Genomic DNA, 11586 nt, shown 5'->3' on the forward strand with positions numbered 1-11586 from the left:
AGGAAGGACAACCCATGGTCGGCGACGAAGAAGCGATCACCGTCGTACTCAACCGGCTACGGCGCGCCCACGGTCAGCTTGCCGGCGTCATCTCGATGATCGAGCAGGGCCGCGACTGCAAGGACGTGGTCACCCAGTTGGCGGCGGTGTCCCGCGCACTCGACCGGGCCGGTTTCAAGATCGTCGCCACCGGTCTGCGCCAGTGCCTGACCGACGGCCCCGGCGGCGAGGCCTCGACCGGCGAACCGATGACCGAGGACGAACTGGAGAAGTTGTTCCTCGCACTAGCCTGACCGCACCACCGGGCACACACATCCGACCCGACCAGGAGTAAAGACATGGAACTCGGCTACACCACCCGCCTGCAGACCACCTTCGACGATGCGGTCGCCCGCACCCGAGCAGCCCTCGGCGAGCAGGGTTTCGGGGTTCTCACCGAGATCGACGTGACGACCACCCTGAAGAACAAACTCGACGCCGATATCGAGAACTACCTCATCCTCGGCGCCTGCAATCCGGCGCTGGCCTACCGAGCCCTCGGCGTCGACCGCCAGATCGGCCTGTTGCTGCCGTGCAACGTCATCGTCCGTGACGACACCGCGACATCGGGCAGCGTCGTCGTCGAGGCGATGAATCCCGACATCATGGTCGCCGTCACCGACGCGCCCGGTCTGCGCGATGTCGCCGCCGACGCGGCGACCAAACTGCGTGCCGCGATCGCCGCATTGGGCGCCTGAGACCGTCAGCCCGCGCCGGTGTCGGCCGTCCGGGCAGGGCCGAGGGGTTCGTTTCGCTTCGACCGCGTGCCGCGCAGTACCCTATTGACTCGATGAGCGTTGAGCCGACGAGCGCCGCACCCACCGGCAATGAACCCGATCCCGAGCACACCCCTGCCCGGGTCTCGCGGCGTGCCGTGCTGGCCGGCGGCGCGGCGGCCGCGATGCTCGGACTCGCGGCCTGCGCCGAGTCCTCGTCGGCCACCGAGGTCGAGCCGCGCAAGCTGGAGAACTCCGCCGACGACGAACTCCCGCCGGAAACCACGCCGCCGCAGATCAGCGCGGGCCCGCCGCTGGTCACCGGCAGCTTCGTCAGCCAGCGCATGATGGGCCGGCCGACGCGGTGGGCCGTGGTGCGCCCCAATGGGGTCACCGGCCGCCTGCCCGTGGTCGTCGTCCTCCACGCCCTCAACACCAACGAGAAGTCGATCTTCACCTCGAAGCTCGATATCCAGGCCGTGCTCCAGGACTACGTCGACGCCGGAAACGCACCCTTCGCCATCGCCTGCGCCGACGGTGCCCGCAACTACTATCACCGTCGCACCGACGGCACCGACGCCGGTGCGATGGTGCTCGACGAATTTCTGCCGATGCTCGCCTCCAACCCCGAGCTGGACCTGTCCACCGATCGGATCGGACTGTTCGGCTGGTCGATGGGCGGCTACGGCGCGCTCCGGCTGGCCACCATGCTCGGTGCGCCGCGCGTGGCCGCCGTCGCGGTCAGTTCGCCTGCGCTGTGGGCGGATCCGCGCAACTTCCCGCCCCGCGCCTTCGACGGCCTCGGCGATTACCAGGCCAATTCGCTGTTCGGTACCCAGGGCGATTTCGGGCCCATCCCGCTGCTGATCAACATCGGATCCAGCGATCAGTTCTACACCTACACCCGGCAGTGGGCGGCCGGACTTCATCCGCCCGCGGCCTTCGGCACCGCGCCCGGCGGACACACCAACCGCTACTGGCGCAGTGTGCTGCCCGAGCAGATCGAATTCCTCGGCCGCAACCTGGCGTGACCCGCGCCGAGGATTCGTGACGCCGCGGGCTCAGAGACTGATGCGCCCTTCGAGGGCGGCCTTACCGATGTCGGTACGGAAATGCGATCCCGGCAGCTTGATGCCCGCGATGCGGTCGTAGGCCTGCGCACGCGCGGCCGCCAGATCCACACCGGTGCCGACCACGGCCAGCACCCGGCCACCCGAGGACAGCACCGTTCCGTCGGCGTCGAGTTTGGTGCCCGCGTGTAGCACGCCGTCGGCGTCGGCGCCGACGATCGCATCCCCGGTGCGCGGGGTACCCGGGTAGTTCTCCGCCGCGACCACGACGGTGACCGCCGCGCCGTCCGCCCATTCCAGCGGTGGCAGCTGGTCGAGAGTGCCGGTCGCAGTGGCGTTGAGTGCCTGCCCCAGAGGCGATTTCAGCAATGCAAGCACCGCCTGCGTCTCCGGGTCCCCGAAGCGGCAGTTGAACTCGACGACGGCCGGACCGTCCTTGCCGATCGCCAGTCCGGCGTAGAGCAGACCGGAGAACGGGGTCCCCCGCTTCGCGAGTTCGGCGGCCACCGGCTTGACGACGTCGTCGATGATCTGCGCGGTGACGGTGTCGGGTAGCCACGGCAGCGGGGTGTAGGCACCCATGCCACCGGTGTTGGGTCCGGTGTCATTGTCGCCGACACGCTTATGGTCCTGGGCCGGGATCAGCGGAACCACGGTCTCGCCGTCGACGAAGGAGAACAGGGACACCTCGGGGCCGTCGAGGAAGCTCTCCAGCAGCACTGGATGTCCGGTCTCCAGCAGTTCGGCGGCATGGTCGCGGGCGGCGGCCCGATCGGCTGTCACCACCACGCCCTTACCGGCGGCCAGACCGTCGTCCTTGACCACCCAGGTCGGCCCGAACCGATCCAGCGCGGCATCGAGTTGTGCCGGGTTGTCGACGATCTCGCTGTGCGCGGTCCGCACCCCTGCCGCCGCCATCACGTCCTTGGCGAATGCTTTGGAACCCTCGATCTGCGCCGCCTGCGCACCCGGACCGAAGGTCGCGATGCCGGCCTCGCGCAGTGCGTCCGCGACGCCGAGGACCAGCGGCACCTCGGGGCCGATGACGACGAGGTCGGCGGCGACCTGCTGCGCCAGCGCGACCACTGCCGGGGCCGAGGCGACGTCGACCGCATGGTTGGTGGCCAGCGACGCCGTACCGGCGTTGCCAGGGGCGACGTGCAGATCGGTGACCGAGGGGTCCTTGGCAAGTCCGATGAGCAGGGCATGTTCGCGGCCGCCCGAGCCGATCACGAGTACGCGCACGAGCACGACTCTATCGTGATGAACTTCGGTACGACGCGGGCGGCGACCCCGTATGGCCCTACATCGCTGACGCGAGGGCCTGCGCCCGGCGCTGCACCCCGAATATTTCGTCGATCACCACCATCGCCACCGGCGCCAGCGCCGCGATCGCCACCCCGACCATCACCGAGATACCGGCCGCGGTGAGCCATACCGCGAGGCCGAGGATGGCCACCACGGTGCCGCCGAGCAGCACACTCAGCGGGTCGAAGGGCAGCAGATAGTCGTACATCGCCAAGAGACTCAGACAGTAGATGCCCAGCGGGATCGCGACCGTCGCGACGACGGTGGCCTCCCCGATATGGGCATGGTGTTCGAGGTAGACGGCAGCCACATGCAGCCCCGCCCCCACCGAAGCGGCGGCCATGAAGATCACGATGTGCCCGTAGCCCCACGGGAAGCATTTCTCCCGGTGGTGGTGCAGCGCGTCGCCGACCGGTACGACGAAGTACGCCCACCACATCGCATAGGTCACCCCCATCGCGGAGAAGCCAAGCACGATGGTGTCGCTGGACCAGCCGTGTTCGGAGATGAGCACGCCGAGCACGGTAACCGTGCCCACGATCCCTTCACCGAGGGTGATGATGGTCAGCAGCGCATAGCGTTCGGCGATGTGGTGGGGATGCCACGGGGTGGGTCCGCCCGACCGGGTCTCCCCCAGCAACGGACCGAGCAACTCGATACCGGCACCGACCGCCATTGCGATCAGGGTCGGCGCGATCGACATGTCCAGGACCACGATCGTGATCCAGACCACCTGGGCGAGCAAGGTCATCCCGGCGTAGATCAGGCAGGCCTGCCGATGTCGTTCGCTTTGCCGGGCGGCCCGCAACCACTGGGCCACCATGCCCACGCGCATCACGACGTAACCGATCACCATGATCCGGTTGTCGACGTGTTCGTGGGCGTCGAGTGAGGTGAACACATCCGGGATGCCGACCGCGATGATCGCGACACCGATCATCTGCACGAGGGTGACGATCCGGAAGAACCAGTCATCGGTGTCGAAGGCCGACGCGAACCACGCGAAGTTGATCCACGCCCAGATCGCCGAGAAGGTGCACACCAGGAACCCGACGATGGCGGTGAAGTAATGCCCGTCGGCCAGATACTTGGTGAGCTGGGTGCCCGCGATGGAGAATGCGACGACGAAGACGAGGTCGTAGAACAGTTCCATATTGGTCGCGACCCGCCCCGACTCGTGCGGGTCGCGACCGGTCATCGGCGTGAGCCGATGCCCAAGTGAATGCGTCATGGGCGTCACGGTAACCCGGTGACGTCGCAATCGCGCGGATTGTCACCGCCGCCGAGCCGGTCGCCCCCCGGCGCCACACTCAGCTGTCGGCGGCCTTCTCGACGCCGATCTTGATGCGCGACCCGATGTCGGGGTCCACCCGGTGCCAGTACTCGAAGGCCCGTTCCAGCACCGGCGCCGACACCCCGTCGAGCAGATGGCCGACCACATTGTCGACGAAACGTTCCCGGGCCGCCTCGTCGAAGACCTCACGGACCAGCGTGCCCGGCTGTGTCCAGTCGTCGTCCGCAGGATGGTCGACGTAGGCGCTGCGCACGATGTCCCCGTCCGCGGCCCACTGAGGCTCGGCCTGACCTGCGAAGGTCGCCGACGGACCGCCCTTCGAATTCGGCGCGTACACCGGGTCGCGTACCGGCTTGATACGCATCGCCCCGTCCTTAGAGTAACTGCGCACCTCGTTGCGCGGCGTGTTCACCGGGATCTGTTTGTAGTTCGCGCCGAGTCGCGCACGATGCGCGTCGGCATAGGCGAATACGCGGCCCAGCAGCATCCGATCCGGGCTGAATCCGATGCCTGGCACCACGTTGTTGGGTTCGAAGGCAAGTTGCTCGATCTGTGCGTGATTGTCGGTCGGGTTGGTGTGCAACGTCATTCGTCCGACCTCGCGCAATGGATAGTCACCATGCGGCCACACCTTGGTCAGATCGAACGGATTGAATCGGTAGGAGGTCGCATCGTCGAAGGGCATCAGCTGCACCTTGAGGGTCCAGCTCGGCCGGCCACCGGCGGCGATGTTCTCGAACAGATCCCGGGTGTGGAAATCGGTATCCACCGACGCCATCTGATCGGCTTCGTGTTGAGTGAAGCATTCGACACCCTGGTCGGAGATGAAGTGGTATTTGACCCAATGCTTCACCCCCTGAGCGTTGACCCAGAGATAGGTGTGCGAGCTGTACCCGTTCATGTGACGCCACGTCTTCGGGATGCCCCGATCACCCATCAGCCAGGTGACCTGATGGGCGGATTCGGGTGACAGCGTCCAGAAGTCCCACTGCATGTCGTGGTCGCGGAGATTGTTGTCGGCGCGCCTCTTCTGGGACCGGATGAAGTGCTGAAACTTCAACGGATCCTTGATGAAGAAGACCGGCGTGTTGTTGCCGACCATGTCGTAGATACCCTCGTCGGTATAGAACTTCAGCGCGAAGCCCCGCGGATCGCGCCAGGTGTCGGGACTGCCGCGCTCACCGGCCACCGTCGAGAAGCGCGCCGCCATATCGGTTTTCACCCCCGGCTGGAAGAGCTGGGCGCAGGTGTATGCGCTGACGTCCTCGGTGGTCTCGAAGGTTCCGAAAGCCCCGCTGCCTTTCGCGTGCGGCTGGCGTTCGGGGATACGTTCACGGTTGAACTGGGCCATCTGCTCGATCAGATAGTGGTCGTGCAGCACGATCGGCCCGCCCGCGCCGACGGTCAGCGAGTGTTCGTCGCTGCCCGCCGGCGCTCCCGAGTCTCGTGTCGTGTACAGATTCTCGTCGGTCATGCTCGCCTCCCAGCCCAGGTGGGCCCGCGTGGATCGGTCAGGTCCCTGGGGGCGTACCCAGAACCGCTCCGGCGCACACATCACCGCCGACCATCGGCGACACCTGGCACTCAGTCGGCGACGAACGCCTCCGCGATCGCGTGGCTGTCCTCGTACATGTGGTAGCGGACGATCCGCCCGTCATCGACGCCGAAGTGGAGGGCGTAGGCGTTGTCGAAGGTCTTTCCGGTGGCCCGCACCCCGAAGACCGCCCGAGCGAAGACGACCACGTCGCCCGCGTCCGCCACCCGCCCGGTCACCTCGAACAACTCGGGCGGCGTCAGCACCTTCCCCAAAACGTCGAAGAACTCACCGATCTCGGCACGGCCGGAACGAGTCCCGGACCAGGGCACGGTGTCGGCGCCGTTCACCCGGAAATCGGCATCGTCGGCGAACAGATCGAGTAGCGCGTCGGTGTCCCCGGCACCGAAGTTGGCAAAGAACGAATCCACGACCTCAGTGGCCGGGGTGGTGTGCTCAGACATGTTCTGGTTCCTTCCATTCTTGGGTCACTTCTGGGTGGGTGTCGGCGAGAGCCGCACGCCCGGTCAGGAAAATCGCCGCCTGCTCGGCGACCCGGCCGCCGAGGAAGGCGGCGGTGGCGATGTCGGCGTGGTGAACGGCGTCCACGGGCAAGTCCGCGCAGGTCGCGGCGGTCGCCCCGGTGAAGTAGCCGAGGCGATTGAGGTCGTCCTCGGATTCAGCGGTGGTGTGCCACCCCGGGTGTAGCCCGAGGTTGATCCAGTTCATCTGATGCTGCGCGGCGAGCGTCGCGAAGTACGCGAGGGTCGAGTGTTTGTCCCCGGCCTTACATGCCGAGTTGGTGAATCCGGCCGCGAGCTTGTCGCGCCAGCGTTGTTCCAGCCACCGGCGACTCGTCGACTCCGCGAATGCGTGGAAGGCTGCCGACGCGGTGCCCATATAGGTCGGCGAACCGAAGATGATGGCGTCCGCGTCGTCGAGTGTCGCCCAGTCGGAGTCGGCGAGTTCGTCGACCCGCACCAGGGCGACCCGGGCTCCCCGCTCGATCGCACCGTCGGCGACCGCCCGCGCGAGCACCTCGGTATGCCCCGCCCCCGAGGTGAATCCAATGACGATCTTCGGTTGACAGGTCATCGTATATCGTTCCCCTTCAAGATATTTCGACTGTTTGGCAGTTGCTTCGGTCATTGGCTACGCCCCAGGATCGACGCGGCGACCCGGAGCAGAACCGGGATGATCCCGTACGCCGCGACCGGCACCACGACACCGGTGAGGACGAGAGTGGCCAGCGGCAGAGGCAAGTCCGAGACCCACGGCCGCAGCGCCAGCATCAGCACGGTGATCGTCGGGTAGACCGCGATCCAGATGATCAGCGCACGTACATGTTTCGATACCTGCGGCGCAGCCATCCCAGACTCGGACATCGATCCCCCTGCCTCCAGTCGCGACACCCCGCCGTAACCAACCAACCAGATGGTTGGTTCATTGTCGATGGTCGCACAGCCGGGGCGCGCTGTCCAACCAACCAGTTGGGATGATTGTTAGGCTTGGCACGGCCCGACAACCCATACCGAAAGGACAGGTGCGGCTGCGCCGATCGCACCCGCGCGAACCCCTATGGCACGTGATTCCGCAAGAACCAAACAATCGATCCTGGCGGCCGCACATGCCGAATTCGCCGCACACGGCATCGCGGGCGCGCGCATGGACCGGATCGCGAGCAGCGCAGGATGCAACAAGGAGCGGATCTACGGGCATTTCGGCAACAAGGAAGCACTGTTCGCCGCGGTACTCGCCGAGGCGATCCTCGCGCTCGCCGACCAGGTCAGGCCCGGCGAGGGCACCACGGCCGAGTACATCGGCCGGCTGTTCGACTACCACCGCGCCGACCCGTCGGTTCTCCGGCTACTCATGTTCGAGGCCCTGTATTACGGCGACGGGCTGATCGAGACGAACGAGGACCGCCGTGACTGGTACCGGAACGTCATCGTGGACTTCACCCGCCGGACCGGGATGAGCGAGCGGGAGGCGGGCCGAACCCTGCTCACCCTGATCGGGATCGGCGCATGGCCGTTGGCCATGCCCCAACTCACCAGCCTGCTCACCGGTCCCGACGCGCTCACCGACGCCCCGATGGACGAGATGCGCGCCTTCCTGATCGACTTCGCGCAACGGGCCGTCGAACTCCCCGGCTGAGAAGACACCATCGTCGGGTGCCCGGCACCCGACGATGAGCACTATCGCTTGGGTGCGGTGAGGTCGTAGATCTTGATGTTGTCGACGGTGCGGTAGTCGAAGTTGCCCTCCACCCACGAGGTGATCTGCTGCGCAGGCTCATCCGACGACGAACCACGCGAACCGAAACCACCACCGGCGATGAAGAAGTGGATCTTCTTCTCCGCGACCAGCTTCTGGAAACCGTCGAGGGTCGGATACGGATCGGTGCCGTTGAACCCACCGATCGGCATCACCGAGTGCCCGGTCGCCAGCTGATAGCCCGACGCAGAGTTGGACCCCACCGTCGCTGCCATCCAGGTGAACGAGCCCGCATCGCGGCTCAGGTAGTCGACGGCCTCGGCACTCGGCGTGGAGCCGAACAACAGACCCCCACCGCCCATATCGCCTCCTCGTGGGCCACCCGGGCCACCCGGCATTCCGCCAGGTCCACCAGGCATCGACCCGGGCGCACCGGGAGGCATACCCGGCATACCGCCGGGGCCACGGTGTCCAGGACCGCCGCGCGGACCGCCCTTACCGGGACCGAACTCGCCCTCGACATGCGGGCCCGCAGAGATGATCGCACCATGTTTCGCGGTCTGGACGGTGTCCACCGAATAGGCCAGCGGTCCGAGCAGTCCCGCCACGATCGCACCGGCGACAGCCGCCACCGCCAATCCCCGTCGGGCGACGCCGATCATCAGCGCCCCGGCCATCAAGCCGGCGACGAGCACGACGTACCGCAGCCACGGATGAAAGTCCGGGGACCGGTCGAGCAGCACGAATCCCCATATCGCCGCAGCCCAGACGGCGGCCGCGAGTGCGAGGCGGACCCAGATCTGCTCACGGCGGGTCCAGCAGACCGCCGCACCGCCGGCCACCACCGCCGCCACCGCCGGGGCCAGTGCCGCGGTGTAGTAGCTGTGGAAGATGCCTGCCATGTAGCTGAAGACAACCATGGTGACCAGCAGCCACAGTCCCCACACCGACAGGTAGGCGCGACGCAGATCCCCACGGCGCGTACGTCCCAGCAGGACGAGTGCCGCGACACCCAGGATGAGCGCGGTGGGGATCAGCCAGGAGATCTGACCGCCCTGGGCGGAGTCGAACATCCGCGCCCAGCCGGTTTCCCCCCACATACCGCCACCTGGACCGGCCCCACCCGGACCGCCGGGCATCTCCATGCCGCGACCGGGGGTGACACTGCCGGTCTCGTTGCCGTTGAGGCGACCGAACCCGTTGTAGCCCAGCGTGAGTTCGAGGATCGAGTTGTTCTGCGAACCACCGATCCACGGACGCGACGACGCCGGCCACAGCTCGACGATCAGCAGCCACCAGCCCGCACTGACGATCATCGCGCCGAGTGCGCCGAACAGTTCCGCGAGCCGACGCGGCCAGGTCCGAGGACCGCAGGCCAGGTAGGTGAACGCCAACGCCGGGACGATCAGCATGACCTGCAGTTGCTTTGTCAGAAAGCCGAATCCGACGAGTACGCCGGTAAGCAGCAGCCACCGCATGCGCTCGGTCTCGATGGCCCGCAGACAGGCCCCGACCGCACCGATCATCAGCAGGATGAGCAAGGCCTCCGGATTGTTGAAGCGGAACATCAACGCCGCCACCGGCGTCAGCGCGAGCGTCGCGGCGCCCAGCATCGCCGGCCAATGACCGAAGTACCTCCGGGTGATCAGATACAGCAGGGCGACCGAGGCGACACCCATCAACGCCTCAGGTACCAGGATCGACCAGGAGTTGAGCCCGAAGATCCGCACCGACAGACCCGGAATCCACAGCGAGGCAGGAGGTTTGTCGACCGTGATCGAGTTCGCCATATCTGAGGACCCGAAGAACCAGGCCTTCCAGCTCTGCGAGCCGGCCTGGATCGCCGCCGAGTAGAAGGAGTTTCCCCACCCGTTGACCGACAGATTCCACAGATAGAGGACGGCGGTACCGATCAGCAGCAGACCGAAGGATCCGCGTTCGACGACCGTGCGCCGGGCGGTGCGCGCCGACTCGGGGGCCGTGGTCGTCGGCACCGGGCGGTCCGGGGCGGCGTCCTGCGGCCCCGGGTCGACGGTGTCGGACGATCCGGGGTTGACGACGGCGGTCATGCGGCGGCGTCCGCGGCGTCGAGCTGCGGGCGGAAGATCCACCGCAGACCCACGAATCGGGTGATCGTGGCGACGAGATTGGCGACGATCAGCACCAGGAGTTCGAGTTGCTTGCTGGTATCGGCGACCAGAATATGGAGCATCGCCAGCGATCCGGCGGTGACCAGCCAGCCGAAGACGAACACGCCGAGACCGAACAGGTGGTGGCGGACCGCATCCGCACGGCCACGCACGCCGAAGCTGAACCGTCGATTGGCGGCGGTGTTGAGGACCGCGGTGATGGCCAGCGCGACAAAGTTCGACACCTGAGCGCCGAGTACCGAATGCAGCATCAGGTAGAGCACGGCGTAGGCGAGCGTCGAGGCGACCCCGACCACGCAGAAGCGGGCGAGCTGACCGACCAGACCCGGCGGGACTCCTTCGATGGCCGGTCCGGGTGCGCGATCACGCCCGATGGCCGCCCGCAGCTCGACGATCGGCAGCCGGCCGGTGGCCAGCGCGAAACCCACCCGCGCACATCCCTTGAGGTCGGCGACGGCGGTGGCGACGATGTCGACCGTGCTATCGGGATCATCGACCCAGTCGACCGGGATCTCGGCGATCCGCAGGCCGATCCGTTCGGCGAGGACCAGCAACTCGGTGTCGAAGAACCAGCCGGTGTCCTCGACATAGGGCAGCAACTCCCGCGCGATGTCGGTACGCATCGCCTTGAAGCCGCACTGTGCGTCGGAGAACTTGGCCCCCATCGTGGTGCGCAGGATGAGGTTGTAGGAACGTGAGATGAACTCTCGTTTGGCGCCGCGGACGACGCGCGAGGAGCGCGACAGCCGGGTGCCGATCGCGATGTCGGAGTGCCGCGAGATGAGCGGTGCGATCAGCGGCATCAGCGCGTTGAGGTCGGTGGACAGGTCGACGTCGCAGTAGGCGACGATCTCGGCGTCGCTGCGGCGCCACACCGCGTTGAGTGCCCGGCCGCGTCCCTTCTCATCGAGGTGCATCACGCGCAGGCCGTCGATCTCGGTGGCGAGTTCCGTGGCGATCGCCAGCGTGTCGTCGGTGCTGGCGTTGTCGGCGACGGTGATCCGTGCCGCATAGGGCACATGCGTACGCAGGTGGGCGTGCAGGCGACGCACCGAGTCGGCGATGTCGGCCTGCTCGTTGTAGACGGGAACCACGATGTCGAGGACCGGTCGCGGCACCGAACTGTCGGCCAGGGTGGTGGGTGTGGTGGCAAGCGTCTGCGACACGTCAGTGGTCATGAGATACACATTCGGCGACCAGGCTCGGACGAATCTGGACCCGACCTGCCAGCTTCCTGTGAGCGACCGGGCCGGACGCC

Annotated in this window: 12 protein-coding genes; 4 read left to right on the forward strand and 8 right to left on the reverse strand. The window is 66.8% G+C overall.

What is annotated here, in order from left to right; genetic code table 11:
* Positions 1-14: 14 nt before the first annotated feature.
* The 3 genes from QSJ18_RS08990 (at position 15) to QSJ18_RS09000 (ending at position 1786) form a co-directional block, all read left to right on the forward strand.
* A complete protein-coding gene (locus QSJ18_RS08990; protein WP_286326045.1) occupies positions 15-293 on the forward strand; it encodes a metal-sensitive transcriptional regulator in 279 nt (92 codons plus the stop codon).
* A gap of 45 nt (positions 294-338) precedes the next feature.
* Positions 339-737 carry a DUF302 domain-containing protein gene (locus QSJ18_RS08995; RefSeq protein ID WP_286326046.1) on the forward strand — a complete coding sequence of 133 codons (399 nt, stop codon included), beginning with the start codon at positions 339-341 and terminating at the stop codon, positions 735-737.
* Between the two features lie 92 nt (positions 738-829).
* On the forward strand, positions 830-1786 hold the full coding sequence (locus QSJ18_RS09000; protein WP_286326047.1) for an alpha/beta hydrolase: 957 nt from the start codon (positions 830-832) through the stop codon (positions 1784-1786).
* A gap of 30 nt (positions 1787-1816) precedes the next feature.
* Here QSJ18_RS09000 and purD read toward each other — a convergent pair whose 3' ends face one another.
* The 6 genes from purD to QSJ18_RS09030 all read right to left on the reverse strand — a co-directional run bounded on the left by purD (position 1817) and on the right by QSJ18_RS09030 (position 7346).
* The gene (purD, locus tag QSJ18_RS09005; RefSeq protein ID WP_286326048.1) at positions 1817-3070 is read right to left on the reverse strand and encodes a phosphoribosylamine--glycine ligase; all 1254 of its coding nucleotides are present in this window, start codon (positions 3068-3070) and stop codon (positions 1817-1819) included.
* 58 nt (positions 3071-3128) lie between these two features.
* Positions 3129-4364 (reverse strand): low temperature requirement protein A, encoded by a 1236-nt coding sequence (locus QSJ18_RS09010; protein ID WP_286326049.1) that lies wholly within the window; start codon positions 4362-4364, stop codon positions 3129-3131.
* Positions 4365-4443: 79 nt separating this feature from the next.
* On the reverse strand, positions 4444-5901 hold the full coding sequence (locus tag QSJ18_RS09015) for a catalase (protein ID WP_286326050.1): 1458 nt from the start codon (positions 5899-5901) through the stop codon (positions 4444-4446).
* 110 nt (positions 5902-6011) lie between these two features.
* Entirely contained in the window at positions 6012-6425 is a 414-nt protein-coding gene (locus QSJ18_RS09020) for a nuclear transport factor 2 family protein (protein ID WP_286326051.1), read from the reverse strand.
* Positions 6418-7056: a flavodoxin family protein gene (locus QSJ18_RS09025; RefSeq protein WP_286326052.1), complete on the reverse strand. Its 639-nt coding sequence runs from the start codon at positions 7054-7056 to the stop codon at positions 6418-6420. The genes QSJ18_RS09020 and QSJ18_RS09025 overlap by 8 nt, the downstream gene beginning before the upstream one ends.
* Before the next feature lie 50 nt (positions 7057-7106).
* Entirely contained in the window at positions 7107-7346 is a 240-nt protein-coding gene (locus tag QSJ18_RS09030) for a hypothetical protein (RefSeq protein ID WP_286326053.1), read from the reverse strand.
* A gap of 193 nt (positions 7347-7539) precedes the next feature.
* On the opposite strand from QSJ18_RS09030, the gene QSJ18_RS09035 reads away from it, so the two are divergent.
* On the forward strand, positions 7540-8118 hold the full coding sequence (locus QSJ18_RS09035) for a TetR/AcrR family transcriptional regulator (protein WP_286326054.1): 579 nt from the start codon (positions 7540-7542) through the stop codon (positions 8116-8118).
* Between the two features lie 41 nt (positions 8119-8159).
* Here QSJ18_RS09035 and QSJ18_RS09040 read toward each other — a convergent pair whose 3' ends face one another.
* Positions 8160-10247: an ArnT family glycosyltransferase gene (locus QSJ18_RS09040; protein ID WP_286326055.1), complete on the reverse strand. Its 2088-nt coding sequence runs from the start codon at positions 10245-10247 to the stop codon at positions 8160-8162.
* Complete coding sequence (locus QSJ18_RS09045; RefSeq protein ID WP_286326056.1) at positions 10244-11506, reverse strand: bifunctional glycosyltransferase family 2/GtrA family protein; 1263 nt, start codon at positions 11504-11506, stop codon at positions 10244-10246. The genes QSJ18_RS09040 and QSJ18_RS09045 overlap by 4 nt, the downstream gene beginning before the upstream one ends.
* Positions 11507-11586: the final 80 nt, after the last annotated feature.

The sequence above is a fragment of the Gordonia heveisoli genome (assembly GCF_030315745.1).
Taxonomy (GTDB): Bacteria; Actinomycetota; Actinomycetes; order Mycobacteriales; family Mycobacteriaceae; genus Gordonia.

Bases quoted from the DNA above. Each gene is read 5' to 3' on its own strand.
- QSJ18_RS08990 (WP_286326045.1), top strand. From the start codon at position 15: ATGGTCGGCGACGAAGAAGCGATCACCGTCGTACTCAACCGGCTACGG.
- QSJ18_RS08995 (WP_286326046.1), top strand. From the start codon at position 339: ATGGAACTCGGCTACACCACCCGCCTGCAGACCACCTTCGACGATGCG.
- QSJ18_RS09000 (WP_286326047.1), top strand. From the start codon at position 830: ATGAGCGTTGAGCCGACGAGCGCCGCACCCACCGGCAATGAACCCGAT.
- QSJ18_RS09010 (WP_286326049.1), bottom strand. From the start codon at position 4,364: ATGACGCATTCACTTGGGCATCGGCTCACGCCGATGACCGGTCGCGAC.
- QSJ18_RS09015 (WP_286326050.1), bottom strand. From the start codon at position 5,901: ATGACCGACGAGAATCTGTACACGACACGAGACTCGGGAGCGCCGGCG.
- QSJ18_RS09020 (WP_286326051.1), bottom strand. From the start codon at position 6,425: ATGTCTGAGCACACCACCCCGGCCACTGAGGTCGTGGATTCGTTCTTT.
- QSJ18_RS09025 (WP_286326052.1), bottom strand. From the start codon at position 7,056: ATGACCTGTCAACCGAAGATCGTCATTGGATTCACCTCGGGGGCGGGG.
- QSJ18_RS09030 (WP_286326053.1), bottom strand. From the start codon at position 7,346: ATGTCCGAGTCTGGGATGGCTGCGCCGCAGGTATCGAAACATGTACGT.
- QSJ18_RS09035 (WP_286326054.1), top strand. From the start codon at position 7,540: ATGGCACGTGATTCCGCAAGAACCAAACAATCGATCCTGGCGGCCGCA.
- QSJ18_RS09040 (WP_286326055.1), bottom strand. From the start codon at position 10,247: ATGACCGCCGTCGTCAACCCCGGATCGTCCGACACCGTCGACCCGGGG.
- QSJ18_RS09045 (WP_286326056.1), bottom strand. From the start codon at position 11,506: ATGACCACTGACGTGTCGCAGACGCTTGCCACCACACCCACCACCCTG.